Origin of the sequence: Parasphingomonas puruogangriensis (assembly GCF_036663635.1) — a bacterium.
In the GTDB taxonomy this organism is placed as follows: domain Bacteria; phylum Pseudomonadota; class Alphaproteobacteria; order Sphingomonadales; family Sphingomonadaceae; genus Sphingomonas.
This window is the reverse complement of sequence record NZ_JAXOJI010000010.1, coordinates 108,091-125,343: the sequence shown is the minus strand read 5'-3', so window position 1 is coordinate 125,343 and position 17,253 is coordinate 108,091. Positions and strand designations below refer to the sequence as shown.

The 17,253-nt window shown below is 65.2% G+C and carries 17 protein-coding genes; 4 read left to right on the top strand and 13 right to left on the bottom strand.

Features of this window, described 5'->3' with window-relative positions:
- Nucleotides 1–64 precede the first annotated feature (64 nt).
- Nucleotides 65–1,024 (top strand): asparaginase, encoded by a 960-nt coding sequence (locus U1739_RS19525; RefSeq protein ID WP_332710270.1) that lies wholly within the window; start codon nucleotides 65–67, stop codon nucleotides 1,022–1,024.
- Nucleotides 1,025–1,060: 36 nt separating this feature from the next.
- On the opposite strand, the gene U1739_RS19520 is transcribed toward U1739_RS19525, so the two are convergent.
- From U1739_RS19520 to hutI, 5 genes are read right to left on the bottom strand one after another with little or no spacing between them, the layout of a single operon-like run.
- Nucleotides 1,061–1,588, bottom strand: a complete 528-nt coding sequence (locus U1739_RS19520) for a HutD/Ves family protein (RefSeq protein ID WP_332710269.1) — start codon at nucleotides 1,586–1,588, stop codon at nucleotides 1,061–1,063.
- A gap of 5 nt (nucleotides 1,589–1,593) precedes the next feature.
- Nucleotides 1,594–3,264, bottom strand: a complete 1,671-nt coding sequence (gene hutU / locus U1739_RS19515; protein ID WP_332710268.1) for a urocanate hydratase — start codon at nucleotides 3,262–3,264, stop codon at nucleotides 1,594–1,596.
- Nucleotides 3,261–4,085, bottom strand: coding sequence for an N-formylglutamate deformylase (gene hutG, locus U1739_RS19510; protein ID WP_332710267.1), 825 nt, complete (start codon nucleotides 4,083–4,085; stop codon nucleotides 3,261–3,263). Before hutG ends, hutU begins: the two co-directional genes overlap by 4 nt.
- The gene (hutH, locus tag U1739_RS19505; RefSeq protein WP_332710266.1) at nucleotides 4,082–5,620 is read right to left on the bottom strand and encodes a histidine ammonia-lyase; all 1,539 of its coding nucleotides are present in this window, start codon (nucleotides 5,618–5,620) and stop codon (nucleotides 4,082–4,084) included. The genes hutG and hutH overlap by 4 nt, the downstream gene beginning before the upstream one ends.
- Complete coding sequence (gene hutI / locus U1739_RS19500) at nucleotides 5,610–6,827, bottom strand: imidazolonepropionase (protein ID WP_332710265.1); 1,218 nt, start codon at nucleotides 6,825–6,827, stop codon at nucleotides 5,610–5,612. Before hutI ends, hutH begins: the two co-directional genes overlap by 11 nt.
- Before the next feature lie 88 nt (nucleotides 6,828–6,915).
- On the opposite strand from hutI, the gene U1739_RS19495 reads away from it, so the two are divergent.
- Both U1739_RS19495 and hutC read left to right on the top strand, forming a co-directional pair.
- Nucleotides 6,916–8,283 carry a formimidoylglutamate deiminase gene (locus U1739_RS19495; protein ID WP_332710264.1) on the top strand — a complete coding sequence of 456 codons (1,368 nt, stop codon included), beginning with the start codon at nucleotides 6,916–6,918 and terminating at the stop codon, nucleotides 8,281–8,283.
- A complete protein-coding gene (gene hutC / locus U1739_RS19490; protein ID WP_332710263.1) occupies nucleotides 8,273–8,998 on the top strand; it encodes a histidine utilization transcriptional repressor HutC in 726 nt (241 codons plus the stop codon). Before U1739_RS19495 ends, hutC begins: the two co-directional genes overlap by 11 nt.
- 174 nt (nucleotides 8,999–9,172) lie before the next feature.
- Here the strand turns inward: hutC and U1739_RS19485 are convergent, their stop codons facing one another.
- From U1739_RS19485 to U1739_RS19475, 3 genes are all read right to left on the bottom strand, one after another.
- Nucleotides 9,173–9,685: a DUF6438 domain-containing protein gene (locus tag U1739_RS19485; RefSeq protein ID WP_332710262.1), complete on the bottom strand. Its 513-nt coding sequence runs from the start codon at nucleotides 9,683–9,685 to the stop codon at nucleotides 9,173–9,175.
- A gap of 294 nt (nucleotides 9,686–9,979) precedes the next feature.
- Nucleotides 9,980–12,292 carry a putative bifunctional diguanylate cyclase/phosphodiesterase gene (locus U1739_RS19480; RefSeq protein WP_332710261.1) on the bottom strand — a complete coding sequence of 771 codons (2,313 nt, stop codon included), beginning with the start codon at nucleotides 12,290–12,292 and terminating at the stop codon, nucleotides 9,980–9,982.
- A gap of 869 nt (nucleotides 12,293–13,161) precedes the next feature.
- Complete coding sequence (locus tag U1739_RS19475) at nucleotides 13,162–13,266, bottom strand: zinc-binding dehydrogenase (protein WP_332710285.1); 105 nt, start codon at nucleotides 13,264–13,266, stop codon at nucleotides 13,162–13,164.
- 74 nt (nucleotides 13,267–13,340) lie between these two features.
- On the opposite strand from U1739_RS19475, the gene U1739_RS19470 reads away from it, so the two are divergent.
- On the top strand, nucleotides 13,341–13,523 hold the full coding sequence (locus U1739_RS19470; protein WP_332710260.1) for a hypothetical protein: 183 nt from the start codon (nucleotides 13,341–13,343) through the stop codon (nucleotides 13,521–13,523).
- A gap of 25 nt (nucleotides 13,524–13,548) precedes the next feature.
- Here U1739_RS19470 and U1739_RS19465 read toward each other — a convergent pair whose 3' ends face one another.
- From U1739_RS19465 to U1739_RS19445, 5 genes are all read right to left on the bottom strand, one after another.
- Nucleotides 13,549–14,079 carry a TspO/MBR family protein gene (locus U1739_RS19465; RefSeq protein ID WP_332710259.1) on the bottom strand — a complete coding sequence of 177 codons (531 nt, stop codon included), beginning with the start codon at nucleotides 14,077–14,079 and terminating at the stop codon, nucleotides 13,549–13,551.
- Nucleotides 14,076–14,321, bottom strand: a complete 246-nt coding sequence (locus U1739_RS19460; protein WP_332710258.1) for a glutaredoxin domain-containing protein — start codon at nucleotides 14,319–14,321, stop codon at nucleotides 14,076–14,078. Before U1739_RS19460 ends, U1739_RS19465 begins: the two co-directional genes overlap by 4 nt.
- A gap of 273 nt (nucleotides 14,322–14,594) precedes the next feature.
- Nucleotides 14,595–14,867, bottom strand: a complete 273-nt coding sequence (locus U1739_RS19455) for a hypothetical protein (RefSeq protein ID WP_332710257.1) — start codon at nucleotides 14,865–14,867, stop codon at nucleotides 14,595–14,597.
- Between the two features lie 99 nt (nucleotides 14,868–14,966).
- Entirely contained in the window at nucleotides 14,967–16,127 is a 1,161-nt protein-coding gene (locus tag U1739_RS19450) for a tyrosine-type recombinase/integrase (protein WP_332710256.1), read from the bottom strand.
- Nucleotides 16,128–16,129: 2 nt separating this feature from the next.
- On the bottom strand, nucleotides 16,130–17,197 hold the full coding sequence (locus tag U1739_RS19445) for a hypothetical protein (protein ID WP_332710255.1): 1,068 nt from the start codon (nucleotides 17,195–17,197) through the stop codon (nucleotides 16,130–16,132).
- Nucleotides 17,198–17,253 lie beyond the last annotated feature (56 nt).

Below are 17,253 nucleotides of genomic sequence, written 5' to 3'. Positions count from 1 at the left end.
CCGTCCCGTGCGCCATCGCCTAGCGCGGTCGCGATCGCATCACGCCATTGCTTACTGGAGGAAGATGTCCACTCTAGTCCTGATCGATGCCGGCGGCACGATCGCCTCCTTGCCCGACGCGCATGGCGTGCTGGTCGGCCGCACCGATGCGGCTGGCCTGATCGGCGCGCTTGCCCCGGGCTTGCGCGACAATGTCGTCGAGCGGCATGCCTATGCCGGGTTGAGCGAGGACATGGCGTTCGACGATGCCATGCGCATCGTCGATCTGGTCCGCCAGGCCGAGGCCGATGGCGCGGCCGGCGTGGTCGTCGCCCACGGCACCGATACGATGGAGGACGTCGCCTTCCTGGTCGATCTGCTGCACCATGGCGCGATGCCGGCGCTGTTCACCGGCGCGCAGCGCGCTGCGTCGGCACCGGGCAGCGACGGCCCGGCCAATCTCAACGACGCCATCGCCGTGGCGCGCGATCCGCGGGCGCGCGGCATCGGCACCGCGATCGTGTTCGGCGGGCGCATCCTGCCAGCGCGCAGCGCGCGCAAGCTCGACAGCAGCGCGCCCGAGGCGTTCGGCCCGCACGCCGCCGCGATCGGCCGGGTCGACGATCACGGCGTGCGCTTCACCGCCATGCCGCACCGCGCGCCGGCCTTCGCCTATGTCCGGCCTGAACCCGCGGTCGAGATCGTCGCGCTCGGGCTGGGCAGCGGTCCGGCGCTGATCGACGCGTTGATCGATCGCGGCATTCGCGGCCTGGTGATCGAAGGCTTTGGGCGCGGCAACGTGCCCGCCACGATCCTGCCGGCGATCGCCCGCGCCGGCGCCGCCGGTATCCTCGTCGCCATCGCCACCAGCTGTATCGGCGGCGGCACCGCGCCGACCTATCAATCCGGCGCGCACCTCGCCGCGCTCGGCACGATCGGTGCCGAGGATCTCAGCGCGCGCAAACTGCGCCTGCTGCTCGCGGTCGCGCTGGGCGGCGATGTCGCCACGGCGGAGCAGCGCACGCGGGCTTGGTTGGCCGGCTAGCCCCCAATGCCGGGAAAGTGAGCGAGTTACGAAGCGCTATTGACTTCGGGCGATGCGGATCGCGAGCGCTGCACCGCTCCCCTGCAACGTCGCCGCCGCGCCATCGAGCATGATGGCATCGAACGGGTCGAGCGCCACGGAGGCGAAGCTGAGCCCGTCGCCAAGCGCGATGATCATCGTTGCCGCGAGGAATATCTCGCCATCGACGACGATGCGCTCGACGGCATGCACAAAATTCTCACGCCGCGTCATCACGTTGAGCGCCAGCGCCGGCGCCGCGACCCGCGCGGCCACTGCATCCTCGCCGGCGAAGGTCAGCACATCGCCAGCGCACAAGACCACCTCGCGTCCGGTCATCGCTAGCGTCACTGGCCCACCCCGCGCAAGCAGCAGCGTCCGATCGCACCCGTCGAAGCGCGAAAACGCCGCGTCGCGATCGATCGTCGCGACGCTGACCCGCCAGTCGAACCCGACGTCCGCGCCAACGCACAGCACCTCCTGCGTCGACCCCGCGCCGTTGCGCCACGACACGCCCACGCGATCCCGCGCGCGGAGCAGACGCATCCCGTTCAGCCGAGGATGCCGGGCAGGTCGAGCCCATTTTCGCGGGCGCAGTCGAGCGCGTCGTCATAGCCGGCATCGGCATGCCGCATCACGCCGGTGGCGGGATCGTTCCACAGCACGCGCTCGAGCCGGCGCGCGGCGTCCGCAGTGCCGTCGGCGACGATGACCATGCCGGAATGCTGCGAGAAGCCCATGCCGACGCCGCCGCCATGATGCAGCGACACCCAGGTCGCGCCGCTCGCCGTGTTGAGCAGGGCGTTGAGCAAGGGCCAGTCGCTGACCGCGTCGGAGCCGTCGCGCATCGCCTCAGTCTCGCGGTTGGGCGAGGCGACCGAGCCGGAATCGAGATGATCGCGGCCGATCACGATCGGCGCCTTGAGCTCGCCGCTGGCGACCATCTCGTTGAACGCCAGGCCGAGCTTGTGGCGATCGCCCAGCCCCACCCAACAGATCCGCGCCGGCAGGCCCTGGAACTGGATGCGGTCGCGCGCCATGTCGAGCCAGCGATGCAGCGCGTGGTTGTCGGGGAGCAATTCCTTCACCTTGGCGTCGGTCTTGTAGATATCCTCGGGATCGCCCGACAGCGCCACCCAGCGGAACGGCCCGACGCCGCGGCAGAAGAGCGGCCGAATGTAGGCCGGTACGAAGCCGGGGAAATCGAACGCGTCGGCCACGCCCTCTTCCAATGCCATCTGGCGGATGTTGTTGCCGTAATCGACCGTCGGCACGCCGGCGCGCCAGAAATCGAGCATCGCGCGGACCTGCACCGCCATCGATGCCTTGGCCGCCGCCTCGACCGCCTTGGGATCGCTTTCGCGGGTGCGCTGCCACTGGTCGAGCGTCCAGCCCTGCGGGAGATAGCCGTTGATCGGATCGTGCGCCGAGGTCTGGTCGGTCACGGCGTCCGGGCGGATGCCGCGCGCATAGATTTCCGCGAACACATCGGCGGCATTGCCGAGCAGGCCGACCGAGACGGGCGTGCCCGCCGCCTTGGCTTCGTCCAGGATCGCCAGCGCTTCGTCGAGCGTCTCCGCGCTGCGATCGAGATAGCCCGTTTCCAGCCGCATCGCGATGCGGCTCGGCTGGCATTCAACCGCCAGGCACGACGCGCCGGCCATCACCGCCGCCAGCGGCTGCGCGCCGCCCATGCCGCCAAGCCCGCCGGTGAGGATCCAGCGGCCCGACAGATCACCGCCGAAATGCTGGCGGCCCATCTCGACGAACGTCTCGTAGGTGCCCTGCACGATGCCCTGGCTGCCGATATAGATCCAGCTGCCGGCGGTCATCTGGCCGTACATCATCAGCCCGGCGCGATCGAGCTCGTGGAATTTGTCCCAGGTCGCCCAGTGCGGCACGAGATTGGAATTGGCGATCAGCACGCGCGGCGCATCGGCATGCGTGCGGAAGATGCCAACCGGCTTGCCCGACTGGACGAGCAGGGTCTGGTCGGCCTCGAGCCGGGTCAGCGCGGCGACGATCGCGTCATAGGCCGGCCAGTTGCGCGCGGCGCGGCCGATGCCGCCATAGACGACCAGCTCCTGCGGATTCTCCGCCACCGCGGGATCGAGATTGTTCATCAGCATGCGCAGCGGCGCTTCGGTGAGCCAGTTCCTGGCGGTGAGTTCGGTGCCGTGCGCGGCCTGGATGACGCGATTATTGTCGAGGCGGTTGGTCACGCGGGCGTCCTTGCGAAAGTGAGACAGGCTTGGAGGATCTGGCGCAGTACGGCCTGGACCGGGGCGGCGCGCCTGGGGTCGAGCGGGCGCGGCCAGGCGGCGGGGTCGACCATGGCGGGCTCGTCGAGATAGCCGCGCATCGCCAGTTCCATCTGCACGGCGTGCACGCCGGTGTGGGGCTGGCCGTAATGGCGCGTGGTCCAGCCGCCCTTGAAGCGGCCGTCGCGGACATGGCTGTAGCCGCTGCCTGCGCAGAGTTGTTCGATCGTTGCGCCGAGTTCGGGCGCGCAGGTCGCATTGCTGTTGGTGCCGATGTTGAACAAGGGCAGTTCGCCATCGAACAGCCGCGGCACATGGCTGCGGATCGAATGCGCATCGTACACGACGACGCGGTCGTTGCTCTCGCGCAGCCGGGCGATCTCGGCGGCGAGCTGGGCGTGATAGGGATCGAACCAGGTCACGCGCCGCTCGGCGATTTCCGCCGTGCCAGGCTCGGCATCATTCTTGTAGAGCGGATCGCCGTCGAACGTGGTGACCGGGCACAGATCGGTGGTCGCCTGGCCGGGATAGAGCGATGCGCCGGAGGGATCGCGGTTCACGTCGATCACGCTACGCGATATCCCGGTGGCGACGATCGTCGCATCGAGTGCGTCGGCGGCAAAGGCGTAGAGATCGTCGATCCACCAATCGGCATCCTTCCGCGCCAGCCATGGCGACACGAACCGTGTGGCGAGAGCGCCGGGCAGGTCGGTGCCGGCATGCGGCACCGCGATCACCAGCGGCGCCTGGCCGCGGCGGACGGTGAGCCAGTCGGTGCTCATCGCGCGACGCGGGGCAGCGCGATGCCGTGCCCGGCGACCGCATCGGCCAGTGCGCCGGAGCGCACGATCGCGACGGCGGCGGCGATGTCAGGGTGGAAGTAGCGATCGCCGTCGAGCGTCGGCACTTGCGCGCGGAGCGTGGTGCGCACCGTTTCGAGCACGGCGCTGGAGCGCACGCCGGGATGGAAATCGCAGCCCTGCGCGGCGGCGAGCAGCTCGATGCCGACCACGCCTGCCGTATTCTTCGCCATCGGCGTCAGGCGGCGCGCGCCGTGGGCCGCCATCGACACGTGATCCTCCTGGTTGGCTGAGGTCGGGATCGAATCCACGCTTGCCGGAAAGGCGCGCTGCTGGTTTTCGGAAACGAGCGCGGCGGCGGTGACCTGCGGGATCATGAAGCCGGAATGCAAGCCGGGCCGCGGGGTGAGGAAAGCCGGCAGGCCGGACAAAGCAGGATCGACCAGCAACGCCGTGCGCCGTTCCGACAGCGAGCCGATCTCGCACAGGGCCATTGCGATCATGTCGGCGGCGAACGCCACCGGCTCGGCGTGGAAATTGCCGCCCGACAGCACCTCATCGTTTTCCGCAAAGACCAAGGGGTTATCCGATACCCCGTTCGCCTCGATCGCCAGCGTGGTCGCCGCCTGGCGCAGCAGATCGAGCACCGCGCCCATCACCTGGGGCTGGCAACGCAGGCAGTAGGGATCCTGCACGCGCGGATCGTCGTCGCGGTGCGAGGCGCGGATTTCCGAGCCTTGCATCAAGGTGGCGAGCGTGGCCGCCACCTCGCTCTGCCCGGCATGGCCGCGCAGGGCATGGATGCGCGGGTCGAACGGCGTGTCGGAACCGCGCGCTGCCTCGGTGGAGAGTGCACCGGTGACCAAAGCCGCGCGGAACACACGCTCGGCCTCGAACAGGCCGGCCAGCGCCTGCGCCGTGGAGAATTGCGTGCCGTTGAGCAACGCCAGCCCTTCCTTGGCGGCGAGCGTAATCGGCGCGAGGCCAGCGCGCGCCAGCATTTCCGCCGCGGGCCGGGCGTGATCGCCGTCGAAGATTTCGCCGATGCCAAGCATCGCCGCGGTCATATGGGCGAGCGGCGCAAGATCGCCCGAGGCGCCGACCGAGCCCTGTTCGGGCACCACCGGGATGACGTCGCGCTCGAGCATGGTCGCCAGCATCGTCAGCGTGCTCTCGCGCACGCCCGACGCGCCGATGCCGAGGCTGGCGATCTTGAGCGCCATCATCAGGCGGGTGACCGGGATCGAGGTCGGATCGCCAAGTCCGGCGGCGTGCGACAGCACGATGTTGCGCTGCAATTGTTCGAGATCGTCCGTTTCGATGCGGATCGAGGCGAGCTTCCCAAAGCCGGTATTGACGCCATAGACCGGTGCGCCGCGCGCGATGATCCGCTCGATTACCTGCGCCGCAGCGCGCACGCCCGGCAGGCACGCCGGGTCGAGCGTCGCGGCCGCACCGTCATAGATGGCGCGCCATTGGTCGAAGCTGACGGCGCCGGGAACGAGTTCAATTGACATGGAGGCCCTTCACGATGCGGGCGTGAAGCGGGCTGCCGCCGATCCGATAGACCAGTTCGGCGGGCCGCTCGACGTCCCAGATTGCCAAATCGCAATATTTACCCGGCTCGAGCGTGCCGATCTCGTCCTGCAGACCGAGCGCACGCGCGCCCTCGCGGGTCAGCCCGGCGAGGCATTCGGGGACGGTGAGGCGGAAGAAGGTCGCCGCCATGTTCATCACCAGCAGCGGCGAGGTGAGCGGCGAGGTGCCGGGATTGCAGTCGGTCGCCAGCGCAATCGGTACGCCGGCGGCGCGCAGCGCGGCGACCGGGGGTTTGCGTTCCTCGCGCGTGAAATAAAAGGCGCCGGGCAACAGCACCGCGACGGTGCCGGCCTTGGCCATCGCCGCGATCGTGGCGTCGTCGGCATATTCCAAATGATCGGCCGACAGCGCGCCATATTCGGCGGCGAGCGCCGCGCCGCGCAAATTGCTGAGCTGTTCGGCGTGTAGCTTGACCGGCAGACGGGCGGACTGCGCAGCGGCGAAGACCCGCGCGATCTGCGCGGGCGAAAAGCCGATTCCCTCGCAGAAGCCATCGACCGCGTCGGCCAGGCCGGCGGCGGCGATCGCCGGGAGCATGACGTGGATGATCTCCGAGACATAGCCGTCGGGATCGTCGCGCCATTCGGGCGGCACGGCATGTGCGCCGAGGAACGTGGTACGGACGCGCACGCGGCGCTCGTCGCCGAGCCGCCGGGCCGCGCGCAGCATCCGCGATTCGTCGATCAGCGTCAGGCCGTAGCCGGACTTGATCTCAACCGTCGTGACGCCCTCGGCGAGTAGTGCGTCGAGCCGCGGCAGCGCGCTAGTGACTAGTTCATCCTCGCTGGCGGCGCGCGTCGCCTCGACCGTGGAGGCGATGCCACCGCCGGCGCGGGCGATTTCCTCATAGCTGGCACCGGCAAGCCGCAGCTCGAATTCGTGCGCGCGGTTGCCGGCATAGACGAGGTGCGTGTGACAATCGACCAACCCGGGCGTGATCCAGCGCCCGCCGCAATCGACCGTCTCCGCCGCATCGAGCGCCGGCGCACCAGCGGCGCTGCCGGCAAACACGATCCGCCCACCGGTTGCCGCGACAATGCCGTCGTTAACGATACCCAGCCCATCGCCGCCGGCCACCATCGTCGCGAGACGGGCGTTTTTCCACAGGCGATCGCATCGGGTCATGGCAAAAGCCTCTTGAAGAACTGCGGCAGATTATGTCTATACATTTTAAAGTGAGCAAGCGGATTCTGCGCGAGCGAGGGGTTGTGCGATGACCAATCTGTTTTTCGATTCTACGCTGACCCCTGCGGGATGGCAGGCTGATGTCCGCGTAGCCATCGACCGGGCCGGGCTGATCACGAGTGTGACGGTGGACGCAGCGCCGGGCGACGAAGACGAGCGCCACGCGCTCGGCCTTCCCGGCCTGCCCAATCTGCACAGCCATGCCTTCCAGCGCGCGATGGCAGGCCTGACCGAGCGCCGCGGCGCGACGCGCGACAGTTTCTGGACCTGGCGCGAGCTGATGTATCGCTTTGCCGCGCGGCTTGACCCCGACCTGCTCGAAGCGATCGCGGCGATGGCGTTTGTCGAAATGCTCGAAAGCGGATCGACCCGCACCGGCGAGTTCCATTACGTGCATCATCAAGCCGACGGCGCGCCCTATGCCGATGTCGCGGCGATGGCCGGGGCCATTGCGCGCGCCGCGGCAGCGACGGGCATCGGGCTGACTTTGCTGCCGGTATTCTACGGCGCATCCGGCTTTGGCGGCCAGCAGCCCAGCGCGCTTCAGCGGCGCTTCGTTACCAATATCGATCAGTTCGAGGCCTTGGTAAGCGCCAGCGAAGTGGCGGTCGCACCGCTGCCCGATGCGATCGTGGGCATCGCGCCGCATAGCCTGCGCGCCGTGCCACCGGATCTGCTGCCCTTATTGGCGACCATGCGACCGGCGGCGCCAATCCATATCCACATCGCCGAGCAAGTCGCCGAGGTCGAGGCCAGTCTCGCCTGGTCCGGACGTCGCCCGGTCGACTGGCTGTACGACACGCAAACGATCGACCAACGCTGGTGCCTGGTGCACGCCACGCACGTCACCGCCGGCGAACTGGATCGCATCGCCGCCAGTGGCGCTGTCGTCGGCTTGTGCCCGATCACCGAAGCTAATCTCGGCGACGGCATCTTCCCCGCCGCCGCCTTTGCCCAACGCGGCGGCCGGTTCGGCGTGGGGTCCGACTCCAATGTCCTGATCGATGCGGCCGAGGAACTGCGCAGCCTGGAATACAGCCAGCGGCTGGCCGAGCGGCAACGCAACGTGCTGGCCGAGGCGGATCGCCACTCGACCGGACGCACTTTGTTCGACACCGCGCTCGCCGGCGGTGCGCAGGCGCTAGGGCAGCGCGTAGGGGGCCTCGTCGCAGGCGCGAGTGCCGACATCGTGACGCTCGATATGCGCCATCCCGCGCTTGCGGGGCGGCACGGCGACGCGCTGCTCGACAGCTGGATCTTTGCCGGTGGTGCGAAGACGATCGACACCGTGTGGCGTCGCGGCGCACGCGTCGTGCAGGCCGGACGGCATGTCGCGCGAGAGCAAGTCATTGACCGCTACCTAAGGTCGGTGAGACTGTTGCTCGATGGCGCTTAAATCGAACTTGATCCCTGCCCGCCCGCTGCACAGCCGCATCCGCGGCGATTTCGAAGAACGCATCATGTCCGGCGTGCTCAAGCCGGGGGATCGGATTCCGTTCGAGCACGAACTGATGGCCGAATATGGCTGTTCGCGGATGACCGTGAACAAGGCGATGTCCTCGCTCGCCGGTGCCGGGCTGATCCACCGGCGGCGCCGCGCGGGCTCGTTCGTCGCGCAGCAGCATATCGATATGGCCGCGCTCGCCATCCCCGACATTCGCAGCGAGATCGAAAGCCGCGGCTCGATCTATGCGATCGAATTGGTGTCGCGGCACGTGCTGCACAAGGACGGGACCGTGGCGGCGGACCTGGCCGTGCCCGACGGGACGATGGTGCTTGGCCTGGTGTGCCGCCATCTCGCTGACACGCGGCCGTTCGCGGTCGAGCACCGGTTGATCAACCTCGACGCGGTGCCCGACGCGCGCCAGGTGGATTTCGGCAGTATCGCCCCGGGCAGCTGGCTGCTCGCCAACGTGCCCTGGACCGAAGCCGAGAACCGCATCTACGCGCGCCTGGCGGACGGCGATGCCACGCTGCTGGCGATCGACGCGCAGGCCGCTTGCCTGGGCCTGGAACGTCGCACCTGGCGCGGGGAGCAACCGATCACCCATGTCCACCAGGTGTTTCCGGCGCAGGGGTTCAGCTTGGTGGCGCGCTTCATGGCCGGTTGATCTCATTCGCCGCGGGGCCGCTGCTGACGAGCAGGCGTTTCTGATCCTCCCCCGCAGGGGAAGATGGCACGCATGCGTGACGAAGGAGGCGGTTAGCGAGCACTTTGTCAGATGGCGCGTCGCTTACCTCACACTCCCCGGCCAGGGAGGATTTGTTTGGTCGAACCGTCCTCGCTAGCCGCGCGACACGCCGGGCCGCGTGGTTTGGCGGGTCCAGGGCTCGATCCCGAGCATCGCCGGGAGCTTGCCGATCACGGCCTCTAGCGCCGTGTTGCGGGCAGAACGGCAGCCTTTGTTATGCTCGAGCGTCGTCACGCTACCATCGGCGGCCGTCCACGAAATCCTGGTCAGCGACTGATCGCTAATCTGTTGCTCGCACACGGTTTGCTGCGTCGTCCCGCGCGCTGGGCGATAGTTGGCAAGCGACGCCGCTACGGCACGATACGCCGCCTGTGACAGCTGGCGCTCCTGGCGGCCAAGTGTCGCCGTGTGCCGCTCGCCATCGAACGTCACCGCACCGCGCGATGAGACTGCGACCGAATAGACCGGACAGAAGCCGAAACAGGGGCCGATCGACCAACTGATCGTTTCGGCGGGCGCCGTCGGCGCAAGCGCGCCCGTCGTGGCGCAGGCACCAAGCGCTAGCGGCGCAATCAGCGGGGCAATCGACCATATCGTCTTGGGCATAATTCTGTTCCGATGAAATGTTGATCGATCATCGGCGTGTTTGGATGAACGGTGCATTGCGGCGGTTACTGAACGGTGCTTCGCCGTTTGTAGATCAGCCGCACGCGGGCGCCGATCAGCAGGGGGTCAACCGGGTGATCGCAGCGCAGCCTAACGCGCAGCAGACGCCATAGCGCGGTGTCGTACCGCGGATCGGGACGATCCGTGGCGATGCGCTTGCGCCGCGATGCGACGGTCGCTGCGGCGCGGGCGTCATGGAAACCGCGTCAGGCCAGCCGGTTCTGCCCCGATCGCTCAGGCGCCGGACGAAATGCCGATCACGGCATCGGCCAACAATCGCGCCACATCATCGTCCGGGATCGGCCGGGCAAAATGATAGCCCTGAATGGCACGACAGCCAAGCTGCATCAGGATTTCGGTCTGCGCCTGCGTCTCGACGCCTTCGGCGACGATGTTGAGATCGAGCGCGGCGCCAAGCTTGATGATCAGTTCGACGATGGCGCGCGTCTGGTGGTTGGTGCCGATGCCGTCGATGAATGTCTTGTCGATCTTGATCGTGTCGATCGGATAGCGGTTGACGTAGCTGAGCGACGAATAGCCGGTGCCGAAATCATCAAGCGCAATGCGCACGCCCATCGCGCGTACCGCAGCGATCGTTTCGGCGATATTCGGAGAGGGATGCAGGAAGATGCCTTCGGTAATTTCCAGTTCCAGCGATTGCGGCGACAAACCGAATTCATCCAGCACGGCAGACAAGGTCGCGAGGAAATCCACGTCGACGAATTCGGCCGCCGACGTATTGATGCTAAGCCGCAGCGCAGGATTGCCGAAGCGCCGCTGCCAGTCACTCAGCTGGGCACAAGCGGTGCGCATGACCCAGCGGTCGATCTGGCGGATCAGCCCGATCTCCTCCGCCACTGGGACGAAATCGGCCGGGCTGACCGGGCCGCGCACTGGGTGATCCCAACGCAACAAGGCTTCCAGGCTGAGGATCGCGCCGGTCGCCGGATCGACGATCGGCTGGTAGGCGAGATGAAATTCGCCGCGTTCGACGGCGCGGCGCAGATCGGTCTGCAACGTCAGGCGTGCCACGGCATTGGCGTGCATCGAGGCATCGAAGATCGCATAGTCGCCAAAGCCGGCCCGTTTGGCTTCGTACATGGCGATATCGGCGTCGCGCATCACGTCGGTCGGCGCGGTGCCCGCCGTGCTGACATGGACGATACCGATGCTGCACGACGGGAACACGCTCTGTCGCCCGAGTTGCGTCGGTACTCGCAATGCCTCGATGATCGCTTCGGCGATCGCTACCGGTGTCGCGAGATCCTCGCAATCCTCGACCAGAATGGCAAACTCGTCGCCGCCGATCCTGGCTAAAGTGTCCTGCGCACGCACGCAGCGTTTGAGGCGCTCCGCTACTTCGCGCAGCAACACGTCGCCCTCGAGGTGACCGAGACTATCATTGACGACCTTGAACCGATCGAGATCGAGAAACAGCACCGCGCAGGCCCCTTTGCCCGCTCGTTCGCGTTCAAGCGCGCTGGTCAACCGCGCCATGAAGAAGGCGCGATTGCGCAGCCGCGTCAGGCTGTCATGGAACGCGGCATAGAGCAGTTCCGCCTCGACCCGCTTGCGTTCGGTAATTTCCGACGCCAGCGCCTGGTTCTCGATCTCCGCCACGCGCACGCGCGCGGTCAGTTCCTGCGCGTCCTTGCGGTCGGTAATGTCGCGCTGCACCGACACCCAATGCGTGTACCAGCCGCGCTCGTTGGCGACCGGCACGATGCTCAGCTCGACCCAGAATTCGCTGCCGTCCTTGCGGTAGTTGATCATCTCGATCTCGATCGGTTCCCACGCGGCCAGCGCGCGGCGCAGCTTTTCGCGCGCCACCGGATCGGTCTTTGGCCCCTGCAGCATGCGCGGCGTCTGGCCCACTGCTTCTTCCGCCGTATAGCCGGTGGCGAGGGTGAAGGCGGCGTTGCAATAGATGATCCGCGGCCCCGGCAGGTCGATCGGCTCCGCCTCGGTGATGACGATCGAATCGCGCGCGTGCACGGCGACCGATTCGAGCAGCCGCAGACGTTCGAGCTTGGCCCGATTCTCGGCGCTTTCGACGAAATCGATGCGGTCGTGCAGCATGGCTATGTCGAACTGGGTGGCAAGATGGGCGGCGTGCGCCCGCAGGACATAGGTCTGGGCGGCGCTCAACCCAGGCCGATCGTGAACGTCGAGGACCATCAGAAAAGCGATGTCGCGGCCCGGGATCGGCACTGCGGCGGTGAACCGCACCTCGTCCGCGCGATCTCCGGCAAGGCCGAACGCCATTGGCAGGCCATCGATCATGACCAGTCGGCGGCTAACCGGCCCGGACGCAACCGCGCCTAACGCGCAAGGCCGCACGCCCTGCAATGGCCCGGTTTCGTTGCTGGCGACGATCGATGGCACCCCATCGACGACGGTGACGATCAGCGCAGCGGCGCAAGCCGTGGCTTGCATCGCCTGGACCACGACCGCGTCGATCGAGGCTTGCAGCGCCCCCTTGAGCTCGGCGATATCGCTGAGATCAGTCGCTTTTCCCGACCAAGGGGCGAGCACGTTTATCGACATTGGGTCTGTTCCAGGGGGTCGAGCAGGGCTCGACGGACAAGATGGGCGTCGCCGGCACCCACCGAAAAACTGATATCGCGTAGGATCGATCCGCTCGCGCCGATGCCCAACGTGCCGCGGTGGTGGGATGTTCCGCGACCGTCCAGCAGCTTAACCGCGGTCGGTTAAGGAACCTGCGCCAAGTAAAACGATTGTGTGTTCAGGATCATGCAACGCCAAAGGGTGCCGACGATGTCAGATCAGGCTGTGCCTTTGAACCGGAAGGCGCGCCGCGCACACGCTGCCAGGCACAAGGTGCCGGCGGCGCGCCAATGCGCCTGTTGCGGCCCCCGCGCGGATCCTACTTGGACGCCGGATCGAGAGACGCATGCGCGCTAAGCTGCGCCCGTAGCGCAGCCCGAGGTTTGCCTAGCAGCGGACGGCATGGCCATTGCGCCCCACGGCTGTCTATTCCGACCAAAACGCATCCTTGCTGATCCATTTTAGCTGGGCTGGAGAAGCCGATCCGTTATAGCGCGCAAAGCCGTTTGGGGACGGCGTTGGGGGCTCTGAAACATGAACGTCTTATTGTGGCCGATGTGCTTGATCGGCCGGCATCGTCGCGACGTATCGGGCGCATATACGACAAGGTCCGGTGGCTATCGATCGGTCTGCGTTGGGTGCAGCCGACCGATGTGGCGCGACTTGAATGGATGGAGTACGAAGGAGCCCAAAGCGGACGACATCTGGCGAAGCTAGATCGGCCCGTTGCGGCCGCTGCGACCTTTGCCTTCCGCTGCCCGTTCACGCGATGCAACAGCGCCCCTCGCAGGGCACGGTGAACGTGGAGCCTCCCTCCGTTGGCTATGCGGCCCGGCAGTTAGCAACGATCACCATTCGATGCCGATCTTGCCGAAATGGCCGCCGCTTGCCTGCAAACGGAAAGCGTCGGCAAGTTGTTCGAGCCGGAAGCGCCGATCGACCATCGGTTTGATACCGTTGGCATTATCTCTGCGCCATGCATCGCTCTTCCGGCTGATTCGTTGACGCCTGCAAGGAGACGATGATCATGACGATGCACCCCGAGACGGAAGAGCCCGGCTTCGAAGCCGATGTAAACGAAGTGCCCGATGCGACGAATGCGGGCCAGGAGGATACGCTGGAAGACGCGCCCAAGGACCAGCAGGGCGACGCGCTGGAGAAAGCACAGGAAGACGCCGCCGAAGAGCGCAAGGAAGGCGGCTATCAGTGACGCGCCGCTGAACGACGTGGCGCAATCACGCGGCCGACGAGCCCGCGTGATTGCGCACCCAGATTTGCTCCGCCAGCAGCGTGGCAAAGCTCAGCCAGGCAACGAATGGCACCCCCGTGACGGCGGCGGTGCGATCGACCTTGGCGGCGGCCGCGACATAGCCGGCGCCGCTGACGATCATCGCGCCCGACATCGCGGCGCTCGGCCCCAATTGCTTGCGCTGGAAGAACATCTCGGTCCAGCCGCCGATCAGGATCATGTTGAGCAGCCATAGATTGACCGCCAGATCGCGCTCGGCGCTAGCAGGATGGCGCAGCAGTCGATAGCCGCCGACCGCCAGCCCGGTCTCCAGCAGCGGCCAAGCCGCGCCGAACAGGGCATCGGGCGGCGTGTAGGCGGGCTTGTCGAGGCGCTTATACCAGCGGCGAATGCGCGGGTGCGTGGGATCAGGCGCATTGCGACGACCCAGGACCGCGGCGACGCCCAGCGCCGCCGCGACGATCGCGACCGCCGCCGGGCGCGATAACCCGCGCTGTTCAGAGCGCCCCGCGCTCATGCCGCGAGATACCGCTCGAGATCGTCGCTGCCGCCGATCCGCTCGCCATCGATAAAGACCTGCGGTGTAGTGGCGACGCCGTGCTCCGCCTTGAACGCATCCACCTCGCCCCGCGACGAAAGAATCTTGTCGTCCACCTGGAAGCCGTGATCTTCGAGCAGCTGCTTGGCGCGCACGCCGAACGGGCAGGTGTGCTCGGGCAGGATCATACGGTACAAGGTGGCGCTGCGCGTGTCGGTCATCTGCTATCCTAGGCCGGCGAAGCGCCGGGGCGCTGCTATAGCGAACCAGCCGTCGCGCCGTTCCGTGAGAATGCTGCCGAACATCCTCGGCCCGGAGGCCTTGGATATTTCAACGCATTGGATCGGAAAGTTGGTGGACAGGGCTGGATTCGAACCAGCGTACGCTTGCACGGGCAGATTTACAGTCTGCCTTAAGCCCGCACAAATCAGCCGTTTCTTGCCGCCGTGTACCGTTTGTGTACCGTCAACCGGGTAGTCAAAGCGCGCATCTTCCTACTCGGTATCGCGAGCCCGCTCTTCTTCTGCGCCTTTTGCCAACATTTCCATCAGCTTAGAAAGGCGTTCCACACTCTCTTCAAAGGACGCAAATGTCAGGTCAGTGTCGCTACCAAGAGTGCCACCGATCCCCCGCCAGAAGGCCGCCGCTTGCCGGCCTACAACGGCGGGATCTTTGCCCTGGTTTAGGGCCTGCGCGAGCTTTTCGGCGACGACTATCATCTCAAGGGCTGCGATGCGGCCCTTCAGCTTTTCTAGTTCAACGTCCATCTACCGTCTCCGTCTTTAGGGTCTTGCCCAAGGCAATGCATCTGCGCCGCATCGACTGCCACGCAGCGACTAGGTTACGAGCGATGCCGGTTCCCGACGCTATGCCAAGAGTGCGGTTTCAGCGCCACCAGCAAGCGCGGCGTCGGCCTGCGCGTCGGTGATCAGGTGACCATATGTATCGATCGTCAGCTGGATGGTCGCGTGTCCGATCCACACTTGCAGTCGTTTCAGATCGATCCCCTGCTTAATCCAGGCCGATGCCGCTGCATGGCGCAAGGTGTGAAGCCCGTAGCGAGGCTTCCAAATCGTCTCACCCTTCGCATCGACCTGTCCGCTATCAAGCGCTAGCCCGGCCGCGACCTGGACCGCCGTGAACAGCGAGGTGATGCTGTGCTGCGACATCGGCTTGCCCCGGCCATTCGGGAATAGCAGCTTGGTGGGCGATGCCGGGCAACGCAGCTTCCACCGCTTGAGTTCGAGCGCGAGCGTCGGGCCGATCGGGATCGTTCGGTGGCCGGCATCCGACTTCGGGGCGCCGATGTCGTTCCAGCGGTCGGCCCGCTGGGTGACCGACAAGTTCGGTGCGCTCAAATCTACATCCGGCCAGATGAAGCCGCGCAGCTCGCTCGATCGTAGGCCGGCAAACATCGCGACGCGCACGATGACACCGGCGCGAGGGTCGACATTGTCCATTGCATCTGCGGCCTCGATCAGCGCGAGGAGATGCGCGCGAGGCGGGATGACGATCCGCTTCTTGTCGCGGCGTGATCGGCTTACCGTCACGCCGCGCGCAACGTTCTGCGATACGAAGCCGCGGCGCTGCGCCTCGCCAAGGATCATTGAGAGGGCTCGCACTGCCTTGCTCGCCATGGCGATCGAGCGCGTCCCGGTCATCGCATCAGCGAATGTCACGACCTTCGGTGCAGTGAGCCGGGAGAGCTTCTCCTTGCCGAGTAATGGCTTGATATGCAGGTCGGCCATCTCACGGTAGGACTTTAGCGTCCCGCGCTCTCGCCCGTTGTTCTCGGCTGCTGCGATCCATGTGTCGCACGCATCCCCAACCGTAACGCTGGCGCGGTCGGCAGTGTGTATTCCGGCGACGACCTCACCTTCCGCCTTCACTCGGAAAGCATCGGCATCGCGCTTCAGGTCAAATTGACGGGTGCGGGTGTCCCCATGCTGGTCGACGTAGCGGACGCGCCATGCCTCGCGGTGTTCGCCAGTTGCCGTTTGCCAGGCACGCTTCTTTACGGTTGCCATCTTTACTGCTCCTTATTCCAGGCCGCTTCCATCATTCGCGTTCGGAGCAAGGCGTGTAGAGCGGCCTGTCCAAAGCGAGTGAACATTACAGACGATTCTCCATCAAGAAACCGATGGCCGACCATCTCAATGTAAGTGTGCAAATATAGCCGTACGCGGCGATTTTCATTTGGCTCTATTACATGCAATAGCAATCCAGATAGATAAGCTTTTGTAAATATCGATAAATCTTGTAATTCGCCTACGACTTCGTCGGATGCCGTCGGCGTCAAACGATCCTTATCCCAAACTCTGAGGATCCACTGCCGCGTAAATTCTACAAGCGCATTATCAATTTGCTTGAGATATGGATCAAAATCCTCTTTTGATTCCCCTTCAACAGGTCCATCGATTAATAAATAACCGCCCTCGATATCCTGTTTTACAGACTCCGCGATATCGGCCTCAAGAGCTTCCACATTCTTTTCGTACTTAAAGTGCACAAGTATAGTCTTTGCTATTTCTCTTGTAACGTGAAGGCTATCAACAACGATCATCCGAGATGTCGGCATCGTGGGAGACGTCGGAGTAAATTCGAATCCTCCTTGAGGGTCAAACAACGATCCTAGTTCAGAACGGTGAGTTAAGTAAATCAGATTGGGCATACCATATTTTTCAGGGACCATAAGGTCGCTTATTGCCGTGGGGTTGATTGCCCAAAAGTCCGCTTGATAGCCATCACTATACCTTTTTGATGAATACGTTTCGGAAGAGCCTGAGCTAGCAGGCCCGTCGTTAAGATACTTTAGATTATTTTGAATACTCGTCCGGAGATTTCCCCAGTTTCCTTTGACAAGTGCTGCCGCGAGTTGAGGCGGAATGCCCGATTGAATAATTTCCATAGCTGCAGCGATCTGCATCACGTGAGCGAACGTGTAGGTTGCAGCCTTACCGCGCCCACCCCGGTCCATGATCGGCACGCCGTTTTTCTGCAGGTGCTTGAGCCGTGAAGCGAACGCGATCCGCTTATCATCGGCAATACGATGAACGGACCCCAGTACCGCTTCGACCTGTCCAAATGTGAACGCCATTCCCTAGCCTTTTCGCCGTTTGCGGATCGTTCCGCTTTTGTGCCTTGCAATCCACC

Bases quoted from the DNA above. Each gene is read 5' to 3' on its own strand.
- U1739_RS19465 (WP_332710259.1), bottom strand. From the start codon at position 14,079: ATGAGCGCGGGGCGCTCTGAACAGCGCGGGTTATCGCGCCCGGCGGCG.
- U1739_RS19520 (WP_332710269.1), bottom strand. From the start codon at position 1,588: ATGCGTCTGCTCCGCGCGCGGGATCGCGTGGGCGTGTCGTGGCGCAAC.
- hutC (WP_332710263.1), top strand. From the start codon at position 8,273: ATGGCGCTTAAATCGAACTTGATCCCTGCCCGCCCGCTGCACAGCCGC.
- U1739_RS19495 (WP_332710264.1), top strand. From the start codon at position 6,916: ATGACCAATCTGTTTTTCGATTCTACGCTGACCCCTGCGGGATGGCAG.
- hutH (WP_332710266.1), bottom strand. From the start codon at position 5,620: ATGTCAATTGAACTCGTTCCCGGCGCCGTCAGCTTCGACCAATGGCGC.
- U1739_RS19485 (WP_332710262.1), bottom strand. From the start codon at position 9,685: ATGCCCAAGACGATATGGTCGATTGCCCCGCTGATTGCGCCGCTAGCG.
- U1739_RS19445 (WP_332710255.1), bottom strand. From the start codon at position 17,197: ATGGCGTTCACATTTGGACAGGTCGAAGCGGTACTGGGGTCCGTTCAT.
- U1739_RS19455 (WP_332710257.1), bottom strand. From the start codon at position 14,867: ATGGACGTTGAACTAGAAAAGCTGAAGGGCCGCATCGCAGCCCTTGAG.
- hutG (WP_332710267.1), bottom strand. From the start codon at position 4,085: ATGAGCACCGACTGGCTCACCGTCCGCCGCGGCCAGGCGCCGCTGGTG.
- U1739_RS19460 (WP_332710258.1), bottom strand. From the start codon at position 14,321: ATGACCGACACGCGCAGCGCCACCTTGTACCGTATGATCCTGCCCGAG.
- U1739_RS19470 (WP_332710260.1), top strand. From the start codon at position 13,341: ATGACGATGCACCCCGAGACGGAAGAGCCCGGCTTCGAAGCCGATGTA.
- U1739_RS19450 (WP_332710256.1), bottom strand. From the start codon at position 16,127: ATGGCAACCGTAAAGAAGCGTGCCTGGCAAACGGCAACTGGCGAACAC.
- U1739_RS19525 (WP_332710270.1), top strand. From the start codon at position 65: ATGTCCACTCTAGTCCTGATCGATGCCGGCGGCACGATCGCCTCCTTG.
- hutI (WP_332710265.1), bottom strand. From the start codon at position 6,827: ATGACCCGATGCGATCGCCTGTGGAAAAACGCCCGTCTCGCGACGATG.
- U1739_RS19480 (WP_332710261.1), bottom strand. From the start codon at position 12,292: ATGTCGATAAACGTGCTCGCCCCTTGGTCGGGAAAAGCGACTGATCTC.